Source organism: Micromonospora sp. CPCC 205554 (assembly GCF_036902745.1).
GTDB lineage: Bacteria > Actinomycetota > Actinomycetes > Mycobacteriales > Micromonosporaceae > Micromonospora > Micromonospora tulbaghiae.
Genome location: NZ_JBAKHP010000012.1, coordinates 132781 through 155437, shown reverse-complemented (window position 1 = coordinate 155437; position 22657 = coordinate 132781). Strand labels below are relative to the sequence as shown.

Below are 22657 nucleotides of genomic sequence, written 5' to 3'. Positions count from 1 at the left end.
CCACCGGGGGTTCGATTGGCGCTCGGATCGGCGTCGCGCCGGTCGTAGCATTCCTGCGCAGTCACCTCCCGAGCACGCCGAGGAGCGATGTCCCGTGTCTGAATCCGCAGCCCCGACCACCACCGCCACCGCCGTCGGCACCGCCCGCGTGAAGCGCGGCATGGCCGAGATGCTCAAGGGCGGTGTGATCATGGACGTGGTCACCCCCGAGCAGGCGAAGATCGCCGAGGACGCCGGCGCCGTCGCCGTGATGGCCCTGGAGCGCGTGCCGGCCGACATCCGCGCGCAGGGCGGCGTGTCCCGGATGAGCGACCCGGACATGATCGACGGCATCATCCAGGCCGTCTCGATCCCGGTGATGGCCAAGGCCCGCATCGGCCACTTCGTCGAGGCGCGGATCCTCCAGGCGCTCGGCGTCGACTACGTCGACGAGTCCGAGGTGCTGACCCCGGCCGACTACGCCAACCACATCGACAAGTGGGCGTTCACCGTCCCGTTCGTGTGCGGGGCGACGAACCTGGGCGAGGCGCTGCGCCGGATCACCGAGGGGGCCGCGATGATCCGCTCGAAGGGCGAGGCCGGCACCGGGGACGTCTCCAACGCCACCACCCACATGCGGAAGATCCGGCAGGAGATCCGCCGGCTCCAGTCGCTGCCCTCCGACGAGCTGTACGTCGCGGCCAAGGAGCTGCAGGCCCCGTACGAGCTGGTCAAGGAGGTCGCCGAGCAGGGCAAGCTGCCGGTCGTGCTGTTCACCGCCGGCGGCATCGCGACCCCTGCGGACGCGGCCATGATGATGCAGCTCGGCGCCGAGGGCGTCTTCGTCGGCTCGGGCATCTTCAAGTCCGGCAACCCGGCCCAGCGGGCCGCCGCGATCGTCAAGGCGACCACGTTCCACGACGACCCGGACGTGCTCGCCAAGGTCTCCCGGGGGCTGGGCGAGGCGATGGTCGGCATCAACGTCGACGAGATCCCCCAGCCGCACCGGCTCGCCGAGCGCGGCTGGTGAACCGGGCGTGACAGGACCCGTGATCGGCGTGCTCGCCCTTCAGGGCGACGTACGCGAGCACGTCGCCGCGCTGGCCGGGGCGGGCGCCGACGCCCGGCCGGTGCGGCGGCCGGGCGAGCTGGACGCGGTCGACGGCCTGGTGGTGCCCGGCGGCGAGTCGACCACGATCAGCAAGCTGGCGGACATCTTCGAGATGCGCGAGCCGATCGACAAGCGGATCGCCGCCGGCATGCCGGTCTACGGCTCCTGCGCCGGCATGATCATGCTGGCTGCCGAGGTGCTGGACGGCCGCCCCGACCAGCGCGGCTTCGCCGGCGTCGACATGACGGTGCGGCGCAACGCGTTCGGCCGCCAGGTCGACTCGTTCGAGGCGCCGGTGGCGCTCACCGGCGTCGGCGGCGGCCCGTTCCACGCCGTGTTCATCAGGGCGCCCTGGGTGGAGCGCGTCGGCCCGGACGTGGAGGTGCTCGGCCGGGTGACCGGGGGCCCGGCCGCGGACCGGATCGTCGCGGTGCGGCAGGGCAAACTGCTGGCCACGTCCTTCCACCCCGAGCTGACCGGCGACCTGCGGTTGCACCGCCACTTCGTGGAGCTGGTCCGGGCAAGCTGACTGAGCGGCCGGTCCGTCCCTGGTTGTACCGGTTCGGGTGGGCCGGGACGGGCCGGTGCCGTGCGGCGCGTGACAGTGACCCGCCCGCCGCCGGTAGGATTGCCGAGATTCGGCAGGGCCATCAGCCCGCCGCGGCTCCCAGCGAAGATCACGGCACCTCGACGTGCGCCGGCGGGGGAGCGGGGCGTGTGCGGTGCGGTCGATGCAGACGGCGGGTAGCAACGGAGGTAACAGATGTCCGGCCACTCAAAGTGGGCGACGACCAAGCACAAGAAGGCGGTCATCGACGCCAAGCGCGGCAAGATGTTCGCCAAGCTGATCAAGAACGTCGAGGTGGCGGCCCGTACCGGCGGCGGCGACCCGGCCGGCAACCCGACTCTCTACGACGCCATCCAGAAGGCGAAGAAGAACTCGGTCCCGAACGACAACATCGACCGCGCGGTCAAGCGCGGCTCCGGCCTGGAGGCCGGCGGCGCCGACTGGCAGACGATCATGTACGAGGGTTACGGCCCGAACGGCGTGGCGATGCTGATCGAGTGCCTCACCGACAACCGCAACCGCGCCGCCACCGAGGTGCGTACCGCGCTGACCCGCAACGGCGGCTCGCTGGCCGACGCCGGCTCGGTGTCGTACATGTTCTCCCGCAAGGGCGTGGTGATCGTCCCCAAGGGCGGCACGACCGAGGACGACGTGATGATGGCCGTGCTCGACGCCGGCGCCGAGGAGGTCAACGACCTCGGTGAGGCGTACGAGGTGGTCTCCGAGCCGGGTGACCTGGTCGCGGTCCGCACCGCGCTGCAGGACGCCGGCATCGAGTACGAGTCGGCCGAGTCCTCCCTCATCCCCAGTGTGAACGTGCCGCTGGACGAGGAGGGCGCGCGCAAGATCTTCAAGCTGATCGACGTGCTGGAGGACTGCGACGACGTGCAGAACGTCTACGCCAACTTCGACGTCTCCGACGAGGTGATGGCCGCGGTCGGCTGAGCCCGACCCGGCGTGCCGAGCGCCGGCCCTCCGCTCCGGGGTGGCCGGCGCTCGGCGTGTCGCGCGGTCAGCCGATCGGCTCGCGCTGCCGCCACGCCGCCCGCACCGAGGTCCGGCCGTTGGTGCGCAGCAGCGAGCCCTCGTAGATCCGCGCCCCGGCGAGCAGGAACCCGGCCGCCGCGAGCAGCAGCAGCGCCAGCGACACGAACGGCTCCCACGGCGCCGCGTCGCCGGTGAACAGCCGCACCGGCATCGCGGTGGGCGAGGAGATCGGCAGGTACGACAGGATCCGCATCGCGGCGGCGTTGTCGTTGAGGAACACCACGGCGAAGAACGGCGCCATCACCGCGAGCTGCACCGGGGTGGACGCCCCGGCGATGTCCTCCTGCCGGTTCACCAGCGCTCCGGCGGCCGCCCACATGGCCGCCAGCAGCAGGAAGCCGCACAGGAAGAACGGTACGAACCAGCCGATCGCGGGCGCGATCAGGCCCAGCAGGTCGCCCCCGTCGGTCAGGCGCATGCCGATCAGCGCGACTGCCGCGATCAGGGTGATCTGCCCCAGCGCCAGCGCGCCCGCGGCGAGGATCTTGCCGGCCAGCAGCGCCCGGGCCGGCACGGCGGCCACCAGGATCTCCACGATCCGGGTCTGCTTCTCCTCGGTGACGCTCTGCGCGATCTGCAACCCGAACGTCTGCGACATGAAGAAGAAGACGAACGCGAACGCGAACGGCACCAGGTACGCGACGAGCGGGTCCACCGCGTCCGGGTCCAGCAGCCGTACCTGCGGTGCCGCGCTGAGCGCGGAGACCACGTCGTCCGGGGCCCGCTCGTCGGCGACCACGACCGGACCGGCCACCACCGCGGCGTCCGCGTCGCCGTCGCGTACCGCCTGTTCGGCGGCGCCGTCGTCGGCGACCAGCATGACGTCCAGCCCGGCCGCGCGCAGCGGTTCGGCCCCGGCGGCGGTGACCGCCACGGTGGACGGACCGCTGCTCAGCATCGCCGGCACCACGGTGGCGACGACGGCGAGCAGCAGGAAGATCAGCGTGCTGTAGAGGAACGTCTTGTCGCGGACCTTGACCTTGATCTCGCGGGCCGCGACCAGCCGGGTGGCCTGGAACGTGTTCACTGGTTGACCTCTCGGAAGATCTCGGCGAGGGACGGGGTGACCGGGCCGAACGCGCGCACCGGGCCGCGGGCCAGCGCCGCGCGCAGCACCGACTGGTCGTCGGCGGGCGGGTCCAGGTCGAACACGGCGCGCGCGCCGTCGAGGTCGACCAGCCGCACGCCGGGCTGGTCCCGCAGCCAGCCGGCGTCGCCGTCGACCACGAGCGAGAACCGGGGCAGGGTGTACGCCGCGCGCAGCTCCTCGCGGGCGCCGGCGGCCCGGATCGTGCCGCCCGCGATGAGCACCAGGTCGTCGCAGAGCCGTTCCACCACGTCGAGCTGGTGGCTGGAGAAAAGCACCGGCGCTCCGGCGGCGGCGCGTTCCCGCAGCACCGCCACCACCATGTCGACGGCGAGCGGGTCGAGCCCGGAGAACGGCTCGTCCAGGATCAGCACCTCCGGGTCGTGCACCAGCGCGGCGGCGATCTGCGCGCGCTGCTGGTTGCCCAGCGACAGCGTCTCCAGCAGGTCGTCGGCCCGCTCGCCGAGACCGACCCGCTCCAGCAGCGCGTCGGTACGGCGGCGCGCCCCGGCGGCGTCCAGCCCGTACAGGCGGCCGAGGTGGACCACCTGCTCGCGGGGCGTCATCTTCGGGTAGAGGCCGCGTTCCTCCGGCATGTAGCCGAACCGGGTACGGGCCTCGCGCGCGAGCGGTCGCCCCCGCCACGTCACCTGCCCGGCGTCCGGGGCGAGCACACCGAGGATGATCCGCATGGTGGTGGTCTTGCCGGCGCCGTTGCCGCCGACGAAGCCGGTCATGCGTCCGGCGGTCACGTCGAAGGAGACGTCCTTGAGCACCTGACGGCCGCCGAAGCTGCGGTCGACGCCGTCGAGGCGGAGCACGCTGGTCATGATCCCGACGCTACGGGCGGCCTCCGCTCCCGTCGTCCCACCACGGGGCGATCATGGGGTCCGCCGCGCGGCGGACGGGCGTCATCCGCCGGGCCGCACCACCCCGTGCTCGTACGCGAACACCACCGCCTGCACCCGGTCGCGCAGCCCGAGCTTGGCCAGCACGCGGCTGACGTGCGTCTTCACGGTCGCCTCCCCGACGCGCAGGACGTCCGCGATCTCGGCGTTGCTGGCCCCCCGCGCGACGAGTTCCAGCACCTCCCGCTCGCGGGGGGTCAGGTCCGCCGTCGCCGCGTCGTGCCGGGGGTCGGGCGGTGCCGCGCCGGGACGGGCGAACGTGGAGATCACCCGCCGGGTGAGCGCCGGCGCGATCAGCCCCTCGCCGCGCGCCACCACCCGGACCGCCTCGATCAGGTCCTCCGGGGTGCCGTTCTTGAGCAGGAAGCCGCTCGCCCCGGCGCGCAACGCGGCGAACAGATAGTCGTCCCGGTCGAACGTGGTGAGGATCAGCACCGCCGGGCCGCCCGGCGTCGCGTCGGCGGTGATCCGGCGGGTGGCCTCCAGCCCGTCGAGCACCGGCATCTCCACGTCCATCAGCACCACGTCCGGCCGCAGCGCGGACGCCATCGACACGGCGCGCTGCCCGTCGGCGGCCTCACCGACCACCTCGATGTCGTCCTCGACCTCCAGGATCACCCGGAAACCGGTCCGGACCAGGTGCTGGTCGTCGACGAGCAGCACCCGCACCGGCGCGCTCACGCCGCCCGCCCGGCGGCCTCGACCGGCAGCGGCATGCGGGCCCGGACCCGGAACCCGCCGCCGGGGCGCGGTCCGGCCTCCACCTCACCGCCGTGCGCGGCGACCCGCTCGCGCATGCCGATCAGCCCCAGCCCGGCCCCGGCCGCCGGTACGCCGCCGTGTCCGTCGTCGCTCACGTCGATCTCCAGTTCCCTGGCCAGATAGCGGATCCGCACGTCCAGCGTGGTGGCGTGGGCGTGCTTGACCACGTTCGTCACCGCCTCCTGCACGATCCGGTACGCCGCCTGCGACACCGAGCGGGGCAGCGGCGCCGGTTCCCCGTACACCCCGAGTTCGGCCCGCAGCCCGGTGTCCCGGGCCCGGTCGACGAGCGCGGCGACCTGGTCGATGCCGGCGGTGTCCTCCGGCGCGGTGGCAGCGCCGGACGCGGCGTCCGGGTCGCGCAGCACGCCGAGCATCCGGCGCAGCTCGTCGACGGAGGTGCGGGCCGTCTCCTCGATCGCGGCCAGGGCGGTACGCGCCTTGTCCCGGTCCCGGTCGAACACGCGCCGGCACGCGGCGGCCTGCACGCCCATCACCGACACGTGGTGGGCGACCACGTCGTGCAGCTCGCGGGCGATGCGGACCCGCTCGCCCATCACCGCGCGCTCCCGCGCCTCGACCTGCGAGCGGCGCAGTTGCTCGGCCTGCTCCCGCAGTTCGTGCCGGCGGCGCGCGGCCACCCAGGCGGTCTGCCCGGAGTAGTAGGCGAACCCGAAGAACAGCACGTTGTAGAAGACACCGTTGACCACGGCGGCGAGCACCGGCGGCACCGGACCGGCGGCGTCGGCGAAGGAGGCCGCCGAGATCTGGTCGGCCCGCAGCGCGAGGGACAGCGCGAGCCAGCCGAACATCGCCACGATGATGCCGGCCCGCAGCCGCCCGGCCAGCCGCCGGTCGGCGCCCCACGCGCCGAGCGTGAAGAGGGCGGCGAACAGCGCGCCCGACGGGAGCTGGGCCAGCGGGACGGCCCGCGCCTGCCCGGCGACGAACGCGATCGAGACGAGCACCGCGACGGTGGCGGGCCACCGCCGCCGTACGGCCAGCGGGGCGGTCACCGCGACTGTCCACCAGACCTGCTCGGCCACGCTCGGCGGCGGCCCGAGCAGGAACGCGCCGGTGCTGTGCGCCAGGGTCAGCTCGAACAGGGCCAGCACGGTGACCGCGAGCCCAACCCAGAGGTCGGCACGGAACTGCGCGGACGTGGGAGCCGGCCGGCGCCAGGCGGTGGTGGGTGCGGTGCTCACCGTACGACCATGCCACCGGCCGGGCCGCCGTGGTGCCCGGGGCGTAATCGGGTGGGCCGGACGACAGCCACGACGTAGCCTGCCGGGGTGTTCGTGCCCGATCTGCCGATACGCACCGAGCGGCTGCTGCTGCGCGCCTTCACCGCCGGCGACCTGGCGGTGCTGCGGGACTACCGGGGCCGCCCGGAGGTCACCCGGTTCCTCTACCACGAGCCGTACGGCGACGACGCCGCCCGGGCCGCGATCGACCGGCTGGTCCGGCGGACCGCGCTGCGCGCTCCCGGCGACGTGCTCAACCTGGCGGTGACGCTGGCGGACACCGGCGAGTTCCTCGGCGACGTGCTGCTGAGCTGGACCAGCGGGGAGCACCGGCAGGGCGAGATCGGGTACGTGGCCCACCCCGATCACACCGGCCGGGGGTACGTCACCGAGGCGGCCCGGGAGATGCTGCGGATCGGCTTCGACGGGCTGGGGCTGCACCGGATCGTCGGCCGGCTGGACGCCCGCAACACCGCGTCGGCCCGGGTGCTGGAGCGGCTGGGCATGCGCCGGGAGGCGCACCTGCGGGAGAACGAGTTCGTCAAGGGGGAGTGGACCGACGAGGTGGTCTACGCGCTGCTGGCCCGGGAGTGGCGCGCGGCGGCCTGACTGTCCGCGTACCCGGAAGGCCCGGCACGCCCGTGTCGGGGCGTGCCGGGCCGGGCGGGGCTCAGGCGGCGCGGCGGGCCTTGATCGCGCTGTCGACCACGTCCCAGATCGCGACCAGCACGACCACCGCGCCCGCCACCCGGGCGACCTCGACGGTCCCGCCGTCCCGTAGCCAGGCGAACCGCTCGACCAGCTCCGGGTTGAGCAGCCGGTCGGTGGCCAGCAGCCAGAGCACCGGGGCGGCGAACGCCACGTTGAGCACCGCGTTGACCGCCACCAGCGGCCAGGTCCACCGGCCCGAGCGGTACTTGGCGATCTCCAGGCCGACGGTGGCCAGCAGCACCACGATCAGGGCGGGCAGCCAGAAGCTCCAGAGTGCCGGGTCGAGCGCCGGCAGCCGGGTGCCGTCGTCGGTGGTCCAGCGCTGGAAGTGCTGGCCGACCAGGAGGCCGACGGTGGCGAGCAGGAACACCACCGAGGCGATGCTGTCGGAGTGGCTGATCTGCCGTTCCCGCGTCTCCTCGGGGAGCTGGTCGACGGTCCACTCGGGCAGGCCGAGCGGCGTGCGGGTGCGTTCCAGCACGGCGAACACCAGCGTCACCCAGAACGCGATCTGCACCGCGGTCTGCAGCGCGGCCACGACCGCCGTGCCGATCGCCGCGCCCGGCTCGCCGTCGACGAGCGCCTTCGTGACGCCGGAGAGCACGCCGACGATCGCCGGGATCCAGGTGAGCAGCAGCCGCAGCAGCCGCCACCAGGTCAGGTAGTAGCGCGGGCCGATGAGTTGCAGCGTGCGGTCGCTGTAGCGGGCCGCGAGTTTCTCCGGGTGGCCCAGCTCGGTGAGCACCTCGCGCTCGGCGGAGGCGTGGTCCTGCCCGCCCGCGGTGCGGTCGTCGATCATGTCGGCGATGGAGCCGCGCAGCTCCTCGGCGAGCTCCAGGCGTCGCTGCGCGGGCACGGCCCGCATGGTGGCCGCGACGTAACGGTCGGTCAGGGAACTCATCGTTCCGCTCCTTCGATCAGTTCGGTGACGGACGACCGCACCGCGGTCATGTCGTCGAGCAGGCGGTTCAGGACGGCCTCGCCGTCGTCGCTGGTCCGGTAGAACTTGCGCGGCCGGCTCTCCTCGGTGTTCCACTCGCTGGTCAGCAGCCCCTGGTCCTCCAGTCGGCGCAGCAGCGGGTAGAGCGTGTTGGCGTCGACCGCGAAGCCGTGCGCGGCCAGCCGTTGCAGCAGGGCGTATCCGTAGTCGGGGCGGCGCAGGGCGACCAGGCTGGCCACCACGACGGTGCCGCGTCGGAGCTCCTGGAGGTGGGTCCGGAGGACCTCTTCGCTGACCATGTCCAACACGATAGTGTGTGCCACACAGTATTGCAATAGAGAAGAACACCGCGTGCCGCACACCGGCCACTCGGAGAGACCCGGACCACCCTCGGCGCGGACGGTGGAGCCCACGAGATCACCTCGGTAGGGTGGGTCGGTCGGCTCCGACGCAGCTTGATCCACAACCCGGGGGGCGCCACGCATGGGCGATTCGTTCGCGCATCTGCACGTACACACCGAGTACTCGATGCTCGACGGGGCGGCCCGGCTCAAGGACCTCTTCGCCGAGGCGGCGCGGCTCGGCATGCCGGCGGTGGCGATCACCGACCACGGCAACATGCACGGCGCGAACGACTTCTACAAGCAGGCGATGGACGCCGGGGTCAAGCCCATCCTCGGCGTCGAGGCGTACGTCGCGCCGGAGTCGCGCTTCCACAAGGCCCGGGTCAAGTGGGGCCGTCCCGAACAGAAGAGCGACGACGTCTCCGGCAACGGCGCGATCACCCACATGACCATGTGGGCGAAGAACCGCGACGGCCTGCACAACCTGTTCAAGCTCAACTCGCGCGCCTCCATGGAGGGCCACTACGTGAAGTGGCCCCGGATGGACATGGAGCTGATCGCCGAGCACGCCGAGGGCATCATGGCCACCACCGGTTGCCCGTCCGGCGCGGTGCAGACCCGGCTGCGGCTCGGCCAGTTCGACGAGGCGCTCAAGGTCGCCGCCGCGTACCAGGACATCTTCGGCAAGGACAACTACTTCCTGGAGATCATGGATCACGGCCTCGACATCGAGCGCCGGGTCCGCGACGGGCTCACCGAGATCGCCCGCAAGCTCGACATCCCGCCGGTGGTCACCAACGACTCGCACTACACCCACGAGGCGCAGGCCGAGGCGCACGACGTGCTGCTCTGCGTGCAGACCGGCAGCAACGTGGCCGACCCGAACCGGTTCCGCTTCGAGGGCGGCGGCTACTTCGTCAAGTCCGCCGACCAGATGCGCGCGGTCGACTCCTCCGAGCTGTGGCAGCAGGGCTGCCGCAACACGCTGCTGGTGGCCGAGAAGGTCGATCCGGCCGGCATGTTCACGTTCCACAACCTGATGCCGCGTTTCCCGATCCCCGAGGGCGAGACCGAGGAGTCCTGGTTCCGCAAGGAGACGTTCGCCGGGCTCAAGCGGCGCTTCCCCGGTGGCATTCCGGAGGGCCACGTCGTCCAGGCCGAGTACGAGCTGGGCGTCATCATCCAGATGGGCTTCCCGTCGTACTTCCTCGTGGTCGCCGACTTCATCCAGTGGGCCAAGAGTCAGGGCATCGCGGTCGGCCCCGGGCGTGGCTCGGCGGCCGGCTCGCTCGTGGCGTACGCGCTGGGCATCACCGACCTCGACCCGATCCCGCACGGTCTGATCTTCGAGCGGTTCCTCAACCCCGAGCGCGTCTCCATGCCCGATGTCGACATCGACTTCGACGAGCGCCGGCGCGGTGAGGTCATCAAGTACGTGACCGACAAGTGGGGCGAGGACAAGGTCGCGCAGATCGCCACGTTCGGCACGATCAAGGCGAAGGCCGCGATCAAGGACTCGGCCCGGGTGCTCGGCTACCCGTACGCGGTCGGCGACCGGATCACCAAGGCCATGCCCCCGGCGGTGATGGGCAAGGACATCCCGCTGTCCGGCATCTTCGACCCGAAGCACCCCCGCTACGCCGAGGCGGGTGAGATCCGGGGCCTCTACGAGTCCGACCCGGACGTCAAGAAGGTCATCGAGACCGCCAAGGGCATCGAGGGCCTGATCCGGCAGACCGGTGTGCACGCCGCCGGCGTCATCATGTCCGCCGAGCCGATCATCGAGCACATCCCGCTGATGCGGCGCGACTCCGACGGCGTCATCATCACGCAGTTCGACTACCCGACCTGTGAGTCGCTCGGGCTGCTGAAGATGGACTTCCTCGGCCTGCGCAACCTGACGATCATCGACGACGCGGTGAAGAACATCCAGCTCAACCACGGCCGGGAGCTGGACCTGCTCGGCCTGCCGCTGGACGACAAGCAGGCGTACGAGCTGCTGGCCCGCGGTGACACGCTCGGCGTGTTCCAGCTCGACGGCGGGCCGATGCGTTCGCTGCTGCGGCTGATGAAGCCGGACAACTTCGAGGACATCTCCGCCGTCCTGGCGCTCTACCGGCCCGGCCCGATGGGCGTGGACTCGCACACCAACTACGCGCTGCGCAAGAACGGGCTCCAGGAGATCACCCCGATCCACCCGGAGCTGGAGGAGCCGCTGCGCGAGATCCTCGCGCCCACGTACGGCCTGATCGTCTACCAGGAGCAGGTGCAGCGCGCCGCGCAGATCCTCGCCGGCTACACGCTCGGCCAGGCCGACCTGCTGCGCCGGGCGATGGGCAAGAAGAAGAAGGAGATCCTCGACAAGGAGTTCATCCCGTTCCGGGACGGCTGCCGCGAGCGCGGCTACTCCGACGAGGCCATCCAGGCCGTGTGGGACGTGCTGGTCCCGTTCGCCGGCTACGCGTTCAACAAGGCGCACTCCGCCGCGTACGGTCTGGTCTCCTACTGGACCGCGTACCTCAAGGCGCACTACCCGGCCGAGTACATGGCCGCCCTGCTCACCTCCGTCGGTGACGACAAGGACAAGATGGCCATGTACCTGTCCGAGTGCCGCCGGATGCGCATCCAGGTGCTCCCGCCGGACGTGAACACCTCGGCCGGGCCGTTCACCCCGGTCGGCGAGGAGATCCGTTTCGGTCTCGGCGCGGTGCGCAACGTCGGCGCGAACGTGGTCGCCTCGATCATGCGGTGCCGCGAGGAGAAGGGCGACTACACCGACTTCTACGACTTCCTGTCCAAGGTCGACGCCGTGGTCTGCAACAAGAAGACCATCGAATCGCTGATCAAGGCCGGGGCGTTCGACTCGCTCAAGCACCCGCGCAAGGGCCTGCTCGCCGTGCACGCCGACGCCATCGACGCGTACGCCGACGTCAAGCGCAAGGAGGCGGTCGGCCAGTACGACCTGTTCGGCGCCGGCTTCGGCGAGGCGGAGACCGGCGGCACCACCACTGTCATGCCGGTCATCGGCGAGGGGGAGTGGGACAAGCGCGACAAGCTCGCGTTCGAGCGCGAGATGCTCGGCCTGTACGTCTCCGACCACCCGCTGTTCGGCCTGGAACACGTGCTCGGGGCCGCCGCCGACACCACGATCGCCGCGCTGTCCGAGGAGGGCACGGTGCCCGACGGTGCGGTGGTCACGCTCGCCGGCATCCTCTCCGGCGTGCAGCGCCGGGTCACCAAGCAGGGCCGGGCCTGGGCGTCCGCGACGCTCGAAGACCTCGCCGGCGGCGTGGAGACGCTGTTCTTCCCGAACACGTACGAGGTGATCGGGCAGTACATCGCCGAGGACGCCATCGTCGTGGTCAAGGGCCGGGTCGACCGGCGCGACGACACCCCGCGCATCATGGCGATGGACATGTCCATGCCGGACGTCACCAGCAACCCGGCCAACAAGCCGGTCACGCTCACCATCCCGGTGCACCGCTGCACGCCGCCGCTCGTGGAACGGCTCAAGGAGACGCTCGTGCTGCACCCCGGCGACACCGAGGTGCACGTCAAGCTGCTCAACGGCGGCAAGGTCACCACGCTGCGCCTCGGCCCGTTCCGGGTCGCGCCGACCACCGCGCTGATGGGTGACCTGAAGAGCGTGCTCGGCCCGGCCAACGTGAGCTGACCGGGCCGAGCGCCTCCGGCGCGAAACCGGGACGTACCGCTAGACGCGGGTGATACGGATGGCGTCGGCGATCACGTACCCGGTGCTGCCGGACCACCGGCTGACACCCACCTTGTTGGCGTCCCCGGCCGCCAGGGTGAAGGTGCCCAGCGAACGCCACGCGCCGCCGTTCGCCGTCTGGTTCACCGCGACCGTCTGGTTGCGGCTGGTCGTCGCCACGATGTACGGCGTGGAGGTGTTGTAGCCGGCCACGGCCGGATACCAGACCTCCACCCGGTAGGTGGCGGTCGCCGGGATGTTCACCTTGTACCAGGCGGTGTCGCTGGCGGCGACGGGGTTGGCGTACCGGTAGTCGGCGCCGTAGCGCTGCGCCGAGTACGTCGAGGTGCCCCAGTTGGCGCTCGCGGTGAACCGGCCGGCGGTGGTGTTGTCCACGACGGTCGACCAGGCGGTCGGCGGGGGCGTGGTGTCGCCGGTGACGAGCTGCATGTAGTAGGTCCAGTTCCAGTTCGGACCCGGGTCGGTGTGCGTGGCGCCCGGCACCTGGTTGTGCCCGATGATGTTGGTGCGGGTCTTCGGGATGCCGTACTTGTCGCACAGGTACCGGGTCAGCGCCGCCGACGACCGGTACATCGCGTCGGTGTACCAGGAGGCGTTGTCGACGTACCCCTCGTGCTCGATGCCGATCGACTGGGTGTTGTAGGTCCAGTTGCCGGCGTGCCAGGCGATGTCCTTGTCCCGCACCATCTGGGTCACCGCACCGTCCGAGGAGCGGAGCAGGTAGTGCGCGCTGGTGCCGGCCGCGGCGTTCTGGAACCAGCTGATCGAGCCGGCGTAGCTGCCCTGCATGGTGTGGATGACGACGTAGTTGATCGGGTACGCCGACTCACGGCTGGAGACCGTGTAGTTGGACGAGTTGGCCGGCACCCAGGCCGCCGGGCCGTAGTCGGTGCTCAGGGTGCCGAAGTCGCCGGTGCCCAGGGGCGCCACGTCGGCGTACCGGCCCCGCTGGGGCGCGACCGGACGGCCGTCCACGCTGACCTCGCCGCCGGCCGTGGTCGCGACGAAGCCCCGGGCGAGCAGGTCGTACACGGAGTCGGCGTACAGCCGGGCGGTGGCCGCGTCCGCCGAGCCGCCGTAGCGGGCGATCGGGCCGTACCACTGGTTGACGTCGTCGCGCTGCGCCGCGGTGAGTCCGGCCTCGTCGGCGTAGGAGCGCAGCACCGCCGCCGCGCCGGCCACGTTCGCCGCGTCCCGGGTACGCAGTTCGGCGCGGTCCAGCCGGGTCCGGCGCGCGGCCTCGTCGAGCGTGCGCACCTTCGGGTTGCTGGTCAGGTGCATGACGCCGTATCCGCCGGATGCGCTGGGCTCGCCGCCGTGGCCGTCCAGGCGGGTCTCGGCGTACCCGAGCGCGGCGAGCAGGTCGCGCGGCACGTCGGAGCCGGCGGCGGCCCGGTCGAAGGCGGCGGCGAGCGGCTGCGCGCCGTGCTGTGGCGCGGCCTGGGCCGGCTGGCCGGTCAGGCCGATCATGAGGATCAGGGCGCCGCCGAGCAGGTGGCTCACCCGACGCGAGGGTCTCCGAATCGTCACAGGCACTCCTCGTCCACTACTGGGGGCGACTGTGCTCACGTCGCCGGTTCGCCGCACCCTATAGCGTGACGTTCGTCTATGTCGATACCTTGCATCGGCACTCTCCTTGCTGAAGACTTCCTTCATAGGCGGGGCCGGCCCCGTACCGTCGCGGTCTTGCCCGGCGCGCCACGGCCGGGCAGCATCGTGCGGATGCCGCCCACCGAGCTGCTACGCGTCCGCGACCTCGTGCCCGACTTCCTCGCCTGCGCCGGCCGCTCCGGCCCGCCCGAGCCGTGGACCTCCCGTTACCTGGCCGCGCACCCGGACGTGGCGCGGGCGCTTCGCCGCGACGGCGACTGGTCCGACGCCGCCGGGGTGGCGTCCGTCCTGGACGGGCTCCGCGACCGGGTCGCCGACCTCTCGGCAGGAGCCGAGAGGGTACGCGCGTCGCTGCCCGACGGTGTCGCGGCGGTGGCCCGCGCGCTGGGCTGGTCCGGTGACGGCGGGCCGGTCGAGTGCGTGGTGCTGGTCGGCCTGAACCAGGCCAACGGCTGGGCCGGCGAGCTGAACGGCGGGTACGCGCTCTTCCTCGCCGTGGAACAGCTCGGGCCGCCGGAGGACCTCGACCTGCTCATCCGGCACGAGGCCGCGCACGTGGTGCACGACCGCGGCGCCGCGATCCGCGACTGGCCCGAGCACGGGGTGGCGAACGCGCTGTTCACCGAAGGGCTCGCCACGCAGGTCACGGCGGAACTCGACGCCGGACGGCCGGACGAGGCGTACCTCTGGTTCGGCCGCCCCGGCCACCGGCCCTGGCTCGACGAGTGCCGCCGCCGGTGGCCGGAGATCCTGCGCCGGGTCCGCGCCGACCTCGACGCCACCGACGCCGAGCACCACGCCCCGTACTTCCTGATGCGGGACTCGCCGCTGGCCGGTGACCTGCCCAAACGGTGCGGCTACCTGGTCGGCCTGACCGCCGTGCGGCGCCTGCGCCGCCACCACACCCTGCGCGACCTGGCCAGCTGGCCCCTGCCGAGGGTGCGATCGGAGATGGCCGAAGCGCTGACCGACCTCCCCCCACCCCCCTGACGCCCCCGCCCTGCCCCGCCCCCCCGCCCCCGCCCTCGCCCCGCCCTCGCCCGCCCCGCCCCACTGCGTCGATCATGAAGTTGGCGGCGACAAATCGGACCGCAGACGCCGCTAACCTCATGATCGTCCGGGCGAGGGCGCTGGTGTGGCCGCCCCGGGCTCCGGCTCGCCGCCTCACCCCGCGATCTTGCGGTTTCGGCCCTGCGGTATGAGGCTTCGCACCATTTGCCTGGGCTGAAAGTGCAAGATCGCCGGGGGTGGGGTGGGGGCCACGGGGGTGGGATTGGCGGTGTCGGGGTGGGGGAGGGGGTGGTTAGCGTCGATGGCATGGAGCTGGAGCAGGCGCGGAAGTTGTGGCAGCCGGAGCCGGGCTGGTTGAACACGGCCACCTACGGACTGCCGCCGGAGCCGGTGTGGGACGCCGTGCAGCGGGTGCTCGCCGACTGGCGGACCGGGCGGGTGTCGTTCGAGGTGTGGGAGGAGTCGGTGGACCGCTCCCGGGCCGCGTTCGCCCGGCTGACCGGTGTGGACGTCGCCGACGTGAGCGTCGGTGCCAGCGCGTCACAGCTCGTCGCGCCGATCGCGGCCGGGCTGCCGGCGGGCGCGACCGTGGTGGTGCCCGAGACCGAGTTCACCTCGATCCTGTTCCCGTGGCTGGTCCAGCAGGAGCGCGGCGTACGGGTACGCACCGTGCCGCTGGCCGGCCTGGTCGACGCGATCGACGCCGACACGGACCTGGTGGCGTTCAGCGTGGTGCAGTCCGCCGACGGCACCGTGACCCCGTACGACGAGATCGTCGCGGCGGCCCGGGCGCACGGCGCGTTCGTGGTGGCCGACGCGACGCAGGCGTGCGGGTGGCTGCCGTTCGCGGCGGACCGGGCCGACGCGGTGGTGGTGGCGGCGTACAAGTGGTTGATGGCGCCGCGGGGCTCGGCCTTCGCCTACCTGTCCCCGGCGCTGCGTGAGCGGATGCGCCCGGACGCGGCCGGGTGGTACGCCGGACGCGACCCGCACGCCTCCTACTACGGACTGCCGCTACGCCTGGCCGACGACGCCCGGCGTTTCGACATCTCCCCGGCCTGGATGAGCTATGCCGGGGCCGCTCCGGCGCTGGAGCTGCTCGCCGACCTGGATCCGGAGGCGGTGCGCGCGTACGACGTGGGGCTGGCCAACCGGTTCCTGGCCGGGCTGGGCCGGCCGCCCGGCGACAGCGCGATCGTCACCGTGGACGTGCCGGACGCCCAGGAGCGGCTGGCCCGGGCCGGGGTGCGCGCGGCGGTACGGGCCGGCCGGGTCCGCGCCTCGTTCCACCTCTACACGACCGAGGCGGACGTGGACCGGGCGGTCGAGGCGCTGACCGGCTGACCGCTCAGGCCAGGTGGCCGCCGATCTTCGTGTAGCCGCGCAGCAGGTCGCGGGAGATGATCAGCCGCTGCATCTCGTCGGTGCCCTCGAAGATCCGGTACAGCCGGACCTGCCGGTACCAGCGCTCGATCGGCAGCTCCCGGGTGTAGCCCATGCCGCCGTGGATCTGGAGCACCCGGTCCACCACCCGGTTGACCATGCCGGCGCCGTAGAGCTTGCCCATCGAGGAGGCGTGCCGGGGGTCGAGGCCCTGGTCGACCGTCCAGGCCGAGCGCAGGATCAGCCAGCGGGCCGCCTCCAGCTCGGTCTCCGAGTCGGCGATCATCCACTGGATGGCCTGGTTGGTGCCGATCGGCGCGCCGAACGTCTCGCGCGTGTTGGCGTGGTCGATGGCCATCTGGAGGACTCGTTCGGCGATGCCGACGGCGTGCGACGGGATGGTGTAGCGGCCCTTGCCGATCCACTCCATGCCGAGCGTGAAGCCCTGCCCGATCTCGCCGAGGATGTTGCGGTGCGGCACCCGTACGCCGTCGAAGATCAGCGAGGCCGGGCCGCCCTCGCCCATGGTCTGGATGAACTCCGAGCGCCAGCCCATCGCGCGGTCCACCAGGAACGCGGTCGCGCCGCCGCGGCGGGCGCCCTTCTCCGGGTCGGTCACCGCGACCACGATCGCGAAGTCGGCGTCGTTGCCGTTGGTGATGAACGTCTTCTCGCCGTCGAGGACCCAGTCGTCGCCGTCGCGGCGGGCGCGCAGCTTGATGTTCGCCGCGTCGGAGCCCGCACCGGGCTCGGTGATGGCGAAGCAGGAGATCCGTTCGCCCTCGATGGTGGGGATCAGGAACTCGCGCTTCTGCTCCTCGGTGGCGTGGAACAGGATGTTGTCGGCCTCGCCGCCGAAGCGGAACGGCACGAAGCTGCGTCCCAGTTCGGTCCAGATCAGCGACTGCATCACCGCGGGCAGGGCCATCCCGCCGTACTCCTCGGGCGTGGCCAGCCCCCAGAAGCCGAACTTCTTCGCCTTGAGCTGGAGTTCGCGCAGCTCGGAGCGGTCCAGGCCGGGCTGGTGGGCACGCTCGCGGCGCAGCACCTCCGCCTCCAGCGGCATCACCTCGCGGGTGACGAACGTGCGAACGGTGTCCCGGATCGCGCGTTCCTCGTCGGACAGTGCGAAGTCCACGGTGCCCCCTCAGGTCGACTGGCTCTAAACTAGCGCTGGAAGTTTTCCCGCGTCCAGACCCGATGTCGAAGGGAGGATGATGACCAGGTGCCCCGACCCCGACAGGCCCTGCTCACCCGCGACCGGATCGTCGAGACCGCGCTGGCGCTGATCGACGCCGACGGGCTGGACGCGCTCTCGACCCGGCGGCTCGCCGCCGCGCTGGGCGTACGCGGCCCCTCGCTCTACAACCACTTCGCCACCAAGGAGGAGATCCTCGACGCGGTGGCCGACGGCGTCGCGGCAACCGTCGACATCAGCGTCTTCGACGAGTACGAGTGGCTCGACGCGCTCGGTCGCTGGGCACGCTCGTACCGGGCCGCGCTGGCCGCGCACCCGAACATCGTGCCGTACCTGGCGCAGGGGCCGGGCCGCCGTCCGGCCGCGCTCGCCATGGCCGACGCGGTCTACGGCGCGCTGGTCCGGGCCGGCTGGCCGCCCGCGCGGGCCACCCACATCGGCGCCGCGATGCGCTACTTCGTGGCCGGGTCCGCGCTCGGCTCGTTCGCCCGCGGCTTCGTCGAGGATCCCTCGCTCTACGCCGCGCACCCGCACCTCAACCAGGCCCACCGCCTCGCCGGCCACCAGCGCAGCGTGGACGAGGGGGCGTTCGCGCTCGGCCTGGACGCGCTGCTGCACGGGCTCGCCGCCGAGTACGCGGCCACCGTCGCCCCGCTGGAACGGGTCGGCGGTCCGGAGTAGCGTCGAAACTCCCACCGCTAGTTTCCACCGCCCCCGAAGGACGCCATGGATCTCGCCGCCGCCCCTCCCGCCCTGCTGACGCGCCGCCACCTGCACGTCGCCGGTGACTGGGTCGACCCGTCGTCGGGCGACACCATCCCGGTCGAGAACCCGGCCACCGGGAGCATCGTCGGCGAGGTGCCCGCCGGCACACCGGCCGACGTGGACCGCGCGGTCGCCGCCGCCCGCGCCGCGTTCCCCGGCTGGGCGGACACCGCCCCCGAGCAGCGGGCCGCGCACCTGGACCGGCTGCACACCGCGCTCGCCGCCCGCGCCGACGAGATCGCCCGTACGGTGGCGACCGAGCTGGGCACCCCGCTGAAGCTCGCCACCCGCGTCCAGACCGGCCTGCCACTGACAGTGCTGCGGAGCATGGTCGACCTGGCCGCCCGCCCGGCCGCCGAGCACACGGTCGGCAACTCGCTCGTGGTCCGGGAGCCGGTCGGCGTGGTCGGGGCGATCACCCCGTGGAACTACCCGCTGCACCAGGTGGTCGCCAAGGTCGCGCCCGCGCTCGCCGCCGGGTGCACAGTGGTGCTCAAGCCCAGCGAGCTGACGCCGCTCACCGCGTACCTGCTGTTCGACGCGATCACCGACGCCGGCCTGCCGCCCGGCGTGGTGAACCTGGTGCCCGGCGCCGGTCCGGTGGTGGGCGAGGCGCTCGCCGCGCACCCCGACGTCGACCTGGTCTCGTTCACCGGCTCCACCGCCACCGGCCGGCGCATCGCCCACCTGGCCGCCGAGCGGATCGCCCGGGTGTCGCTGGAACTCGGCGGCAAGTCGGCGAACGTCGTCCTGGCCGACGCCGACCTGCCCACCGCGGTCAAGGTCGGCGTCGGCAACGCGCTGCTGAACTCCGGGCAGACCTGCACCGCCTGGACCCGGATGCTCGTACACCGCGACCGCTACGACGAGGCGCTGGACCTGGTGGCGGCGGCGGTGGCCGGCTACCGGCTCGGCGACCCGTTCGACCCGGCCACCCGGCTCGGCCCGCTGGCCTCCGCCGCGCAGGCCCAGCGGGTACGCGACCACGTCGGCCGGGCGCTCGCCGACGGCGCCCGGCTCGTCGCCGGTGGCCCGGACGCGCCACTGCCGCCGCGGGGGCACTTCGTGGCGCCCACCGTCTTCGCCGACGTGCACCCGGACAGCGCGCTCGCCCAGGAGGAGGTCTTCGGGCCGGTGCTCGCGGTGATCCCGTTCGCCGACACCGACGAGGCGGTCGCCATCGCCAACAACTCCCGGTACGGGCTGGCCGGCGCGGTCTGGTCGGCCGACGGGGACGCGGCGCTGGCAGTGGCCCGGCGGATGCGTACCGGCCAGGTGGACGTCAACGGGGGCGCGTTCAACCCGCTCGCCCCGTTCGGCGGCTACAAGCAGTCCGGCCTGGGCCGGGAGCTGGGCGCGTACGGCGTGGAGGAGTTCACCGAGCTGAAGGCGATCCAGCGATGAGGGCGCTCGTGGTGCGCGGCCGGGGTGCGACCCCGGCGGTCGAGGACGTACGCCTGCCCGCGCCCGGCCCGGGCGAGCTGCGGGTACGCATCCGCGCCGCCGGCATCTGCCACTCCGACCTGGCCATGGTGGACGGTACGCTGGCGCCCGCGTACCCGCTGGTGCTGGGGCACGAGGCCACTGGCGTGGTGGCCGAGGCCGGCCCCGGCACGACGCTCGCGGTCGGCACACCCGTGGTGCTCAACTGGGCCCCGGCCTGCCGGGAGTGCTGGCACTGCCGGCACGGCGAACCGTGGCTCTGCGCCGCCAACCCGAACCCGTCCACACCCCGGGGCGAGACGGCCACCGGCGAGCCCCTCCAGGTCACGCTCGGGCTCGGCGCGCTCGCCGAGGAGGTGGTGGTGCCGCAGCACGCCGCCGTACCGGTGCCGGCCGGGCTGCCGCCGGAGCAGGCCGCGGTGCTGGGCTGCGCGGTGCTCACCGGTGTCGGCGCGGTCCGCAACACCGCACGGGTCGCACCCGGCGAGTCGGTGGCGGTGATCGGGCTCGGCGGGGTGGGCCTGGCCGTGCTGACCGCCGCGCGGCGGGCCGGCGCGTCGCCGATCCTCGCCGTGGACGTGGTGGAGGCCAAGCGGGACCTGGCGCTCGCCGCCGGGGCCACCGACTTCCTCCGATCGGACGACCGGCTGGGCAAGGAGATCCGGGTTCGCACCGAGGGACGCGGCGTGGACCACGCGTTCGAGTGCGTCGGCCGGTCCGCCACCATCCGCGCCGCCTGGCGGGCGACGCGGCGCGGGGGAGCGGTCACCGTGGTCGGCATGGGCGGCAAGGACGACTTGCTCAGCCTCTCCGCGCTGGACATCTTCCACTCCGCGCGCACGCTGCGCTCCTCGGTGTACGGCTCGACCGACCCGGACCGGGAGGTGCCGGAGCTGGCCGCCGCCCTCGCCGCCGGTGACCTCGACCTGCGGCCGCTGGTGAGCGGCACGGTGCCGCTGGCCGATGCGCCCGCGGCGCTGGACCGGCTGGCCCGCGGCGAGGGTGCCCGCTGGGTGGTCACGTTCCCGGACTGACGTCCCCCTCGACCCGGGCGGCGGCGCCGGGCAGCCGCCGCCCGGCGTCGAGGACGTCGGTCTTCTCCCACGCGGACGGACCCGACCTGCCGGAGTGCGCCGCCGGCCGGTGACGGTGCCACGCCACATGTCGACGGCCACCGATCGGACCGGACCCGGTCGGGGGTGACCGGCATCTATGGAGGCTGGGTCCGCACCGGCAGGGGTGAATGTGTGGTGGGCCGACATGGCTCGGCCGCTTCGACTCCTCGTAGGTTTCCAGCACGCGACGACCCTGTGACCCCGGTCACCGACCTGGCCGTCGCGTACGGACCTGCGAAGGGTGAGGCGATGGCCGGGCAAGCGATCCTGTCGGCCCGAGGGCTGACCCGGGACTTCCGGGGCTTCCGGGCCGTCGATCGCGTCGACCTCGACGTGGCGCCGGAGACCGTGCATGCCCTCGTCGGCCCGAACGGCGCCGGCAAGACCACACTGTTCAACCTGCTCACCGGCTTCCTGCCGCCCAGCGAAGGGCGGATCGAGCTGGACGGCCGCGACGTGACCGGGCTGCCACCGGAGCGGGTGGCCCGACTCGGCGTGGCCCGGTCGTTCCAGATCACCAGCCTCTTTCCGCAGCTCGGCGCGCGGGAGCACGTCGAGCTGGCCCTCCAGTCGCGCAGCGGGCTGGGCTGGCGGTTCTGGCGGTCGGCGAAGCTGATGCGCCGCTACCGGGACCGGGCCGACGAGCTGCTGGCCATGGTCGGCCTGGCCGACCTCGCCGAGGCGCCGGCCGAGGCACTCGCGTACGGGCGCAAGCGGGCCCTGGAGCTGGCCATCGCGCTCGCCCTCGACCCGAAGGTGCTGCTGCTGGACGAGCCGACGGCCGGGATGGGCCTGGAGGACGTCGACCGCACCGTCGACCTGATCGCCACTGTCCGCACCGGACGGACCGTGGTCATGGTGGAGCACAACATGAGCGTGGTGGGCCGGCTCGCCGACACGGTCACCGTCCTGCAGGCCGGCAAGGTGCTGGTCGAGGGGCCGTACGAGCAGGTCCGCGCCGACGAGCGGGTCATCACCGCCTACCTGGGAGTCGCGGATGCTGCGCATTGAGAACCTCTCCGCCTGGTACGGCGAGGCCCAGGTGCTGCGGGAGGTGAGCCTGGAGGTGGCCGCCGGCGAGGTGGTCACCCTGGTCGGGCGCAACGGCGCCGGCAAGTCCACGCTGCTGCGCTCGGTGATGGGGCTGCACCCCGGCCAGCACGGCGCGATCCACCTCGACGGCCGGGACGTCACCCGGCTGCCGGCGTACCGGCGGGCGCGGGCCGGGCTCGGCTGGGTTCCCGACGACCGGGGCGCGTACGCCACGCTCACGGTCACCGAGAATCTGACCCTACCGCCCCGGGTCGGCCCCGACCCGTGGCCGCTGGAGCGGGTGTACGAGGCATTCCCGGCCCTGTACGAGCGGCGCGACTCCGCCGCGACCATGCTCTCCGGCGGCGAGCAGCAGATGCTCGCGCTGGCCCGGGTGCTGCGCATGGGCGCCCGGCTGCTGCTCTGCGACGAGCCCACCGAAGGGCTGTCGCCACTGCTCGTGCAGCAGGTCGGTGACCTGCTACGGGAGGCCAAGAAGCACGGCGTGACAGTGCTGCTGGTGGAACAGAACCTGCACTTCGCCACCCGCGTCGCCGACCGGCACTACCTGCTGGCCGAGGGACGGATCGCGGAGGCGATGGAGAACGCCGAGGTGCGCTCGCGGGAACGCGAGCTGCTGGCGTACCTCGGCATCTGAATCCGGA

20 protein-coding genes are annotated in these 22657 nt (G+C 72.7%); 12 read left to right on the top strand and 8 right to left on the bottom strand.

The window, feature by feature from the left end:
* Positions 1-94: 94 nt before the first annotated feature.
* The 3 genes from pdxS to V6U82_RS18180 all read left to right on the top strand — a co-directional run bounded on the left by pdxS (position 95) and on the right by V6U82_RS18180 (position 2603).
* The gene (gene pdxS / locus V6U82_RS18190) at positions 95-1009 is read left to right on the top strand and encodes a pyridoxal 5'-phosphate synthase lyase subunit PdxS (RefSeq protein ID WP_128136547.1); all 915 of its coding nucleotides are present in this window, start codon (positions 95-97) and stop codon (positions 1007-1009) included.
* Between the two features lie 7 nt (positions 1010-1016).
* Positions 1017-1619, top strand: a complete 603-nt coding sequence (gene pdxT / locus V6U82_RS18185) for a pyridoxal 5'-phosphate synthase glutaminase subunit PdxT (protein WP_334462693.1) — start codon at positions 1017-1019, stop codon at positions 1617-1619.
* A 234-nt stretch (positions 1620-1853) separates the two neighbouring features.
* Positions 1854-2603 (top strand): YebC/PmpR family DNA-binding transcriptional regulator, encoded by a 750-nt coding sequence (locus V6U82_RS18180; RefSeq protein WP_128136545.1) that lies wholly within the window; start codon positions 1854-1856, stop codon positions 2601-2603.
* A 67-nt stretch (positions 2604-2670) separates the two neighbouring features.
* On the opposite strand, the gene V6U82_RS18175 is transcribed toward V6U82_RS18180, so the two are convergent.
* From V6U82_RS18175 to V6U82_RS18160, 4 genes are all read right to left on the bottom strand, one after another.
* Positions 2671-3732, bottom strand: coding sequence for an ABC transporter permease (locus tag V6U82_RS18175; RefSeq protein WP_128136544.1), 1062 nt, complete (start codon positions 3730-3732; stop codon positions 2671-2673).
* Positions 3729-4622, bottom strand: coding sequence for an ABC transporter ATP-binding protein (locus V6U82_RS18170; RefSeq protein WP_128136543.1), 894 nt, complete (start codon positions 4620-4622; stop codon positions 3729-3731). Before V6U82_RS18170 ends, V6U82_RS18175 begins: the two co-directional genes overlap by 4 nt.
* Before the next feature lie 81 nt (positions 4623-4703).
* On the bottom strand, positions 4704-5381 hold the full coding sequence (locus V6U82_RS18165) for a response regulator transcription factor (RefSeq protein ID WP_334462690.1): 678 nt from the start codon (positions 5379-5381) through the stop codon (positions 4704-4706).
* Positions 5378-6667 (bottom strand): sensor histidine kinase, encoded by a 1290-nt coding sequence (locus V6U82_RS18160; protein ID WP_334462688.1) that lies wholly within the window; start codon positions 6665-6667, stop codon positions 5378-5380. Before V6U82_RS18160 ends, V6U82_RS18165 begins: the two co-directional genes overlap by 4 nt.
* An 87-nt stretch (positions 6668-6754) precedes the next feature.
* On the opposite strand from V6U82_RS18160, the gene V6U82_RS18155 reads away from it, so the two are divergent.
* Complete coding sequence (locus tag V6U82_RS18155; protein WP_128136541.1) at positions 6755-7315, top strand: GNAT family N-acetyltransferase; 561 nt, start codon at positions 6755-6757, stop codon at positions 7313-7315.
* Between the two features lie 61 nt (positions 7316-7376).
* Here V6U82_RS18155 and V6U82_RS18150 read toward each other — a convergent pair whose 3' ends face one another.
* The gene (locus tag V6U82_RS18150) at positions 7377-8318 is read right to left on the bottom strand and encodes a permease prefix domain 1-containing protein (protein WP_128136540.1); all 942 of its coding nucleotides are present in this window, start codon (positions 8316-8318) and stop codon (positions 7377-7379) included.
* Positions 8315-8656, bottom strand: a complete 342-nt coding sequence (locus V6U82_RS18145) for a PadR family transcriptional regulator (protein WP_128136539.1) — start codon at positions 8654-8656, stop codon at positions 8315-8317. Before V6U82_RS18145 ends, V6U82_RS18150 begins: the two co-directional genes overlap by 4 nt.
* 184 nt (positions 8657-8840) lie before the next feature.
* Between V6U82_RS18145 and dnaE the strand changes: the two genes are divergently transcribed.
* Positions 8841-12374, top strand: coding sequence for a DNA polymerase III subunit alpha (gene dnaE / locus V6U82_RS18140; protein ID WP_128136538.1), 3534 nt, complete (start codon positions 8841-8843; stop codon positions 12372-12374).
* A gap of 39 nt (positions 12375-12413) precedes the next feature.
* On the opposite strand, the gene V6U82_RS31565 is transcribed toward dnaE, so the two are convergent.
* Positions 12414-13364: a golvesin C-terminal-like domain-containing protein gene (locus V6U82_RS31565; RefSeq protein WP_442933445.1), complete on the bottom strand. Its 951-nt coding sequence runs from the start codon at positions 13362-13364 to the stop codon at positions 12414-12416.
* Between the two features lie 792 nt (positions 13365-14156).
* Here V6U82_RS31565 and V6U82_RS18130 point away from each other — a divergent pair.
* Both V6U82_RS18130 and V6U82_RS18125 read left to right on the top strand, forming a co-directional pair.
* Entirely contained in the window at positions 14157-15035 is an 879-nt protein-coding gene (locus tag V6U82_RS18130) for a hypothetical protein (protein ID WP_334462680.1), read from the top strand.
* A gap of 327 nt (positions 15036-15362) precedes the next feature.
* On the top strand, positions 15363-16400 hold the full coding sequence (locus V6U82_RS18125) for an aminotransferase class V-fold PLP-dependent enzyme (RefSeq protein WP_334462678.1): 1038 nt from the start codon (positions 15363-15365) through the stop codon (positions 16398-16400).
* Positions 16401-16404: 4 nt separating this feature from the next.
* Here the strand turns inward: V6U82_RS18125 and V6U82_RS18120 are convergent, their stop codons facing one another.
* Positions 16405-17577 carry an acyl-CoA dehydrogenase family protein gene (locus tag V6U82_RS18120; protein WP_120570551.1) on the bottom strand — a complete coding sequence of 391 codons (1173 nt, stop codon included), beginning with the start codon at positions 17575-17577 and terminating at the stop codon, positions 16405-16407.
* 87 nt (positions 17578-17664) lie between these two features.
* Between V6U82_RS18120 and V6U82_RS18115 the strand changes: the two genes are divergently transcribed.
* The 5 genes from V6U82_RS18115 to V6U82_RS18095 all read left to right on the top strand — a co-directional run bounded on the left by V6U82_RS18115 (position 17665) and on the right by V6U82_RS18095 (position 22650).
* A complete protein-coding gene (locus tag V6U82_RS18115) occupies positions 17665-18318 on the top strand; it encodes a TetR/AcrR family transcriptional regulator (protein WP_128138684.1) in 654 nt (217 codons plus the stop codon).
* Between the two features lie 45 nt (positions 18319-18363).
* Positions 18364-19806 (top strand): aldehyde dehydrogenase family protein, encoded by a 1443-nt coding sequence (locus V6U82_RS18110; RefSeq protein ID WP_334462672.1) that lies wholly within the window; start codon positions 18364-18366, stop codon positions 19804-19806.
* Positions 19803-20879: an alcohol dehydrogenase catalytic domain-containing protein gene (locus V6U82_RS18105; RefSeq protein ID WP_334462669.1), complete on the top strand. Its 1077-nt coding sequence runs from the start codon at positions 19803-19805 to the stop codon at positions 20877-20879. Before V6U82_RS18110 ends, V6U82_RS18105 begins: the two co-directional genes overlap by 4 nt.
* Before the next feature lie 330 nt (positions 20880-21209).
* Positions 21210-21971: an ABC transporter ATP-binding protein gene (locus V6U82_RS18100; protein WP_334462666.1), complete on the top strand. Its 762-nt coding sequence runs from the start codon at positions 21210-21212 to the stop codon at positions 21969-21971.
* A complete protein-coding gene (locus V6U82_RS18095; protein WP_334462664.1) occupies positions 21958-22650 on the top strand; it encodes an ABC transporter ATP-binding protein in 693 nt (230 codons plus the stop codon). The genes V6U82_RS18100 and V6U82_RS18095 overlap by 14 nt, the downstream gene beginning before the upstream one ends.
* The last annotated feature ends 7 nt before the right edge of the window (positions 22651-22657 follow it).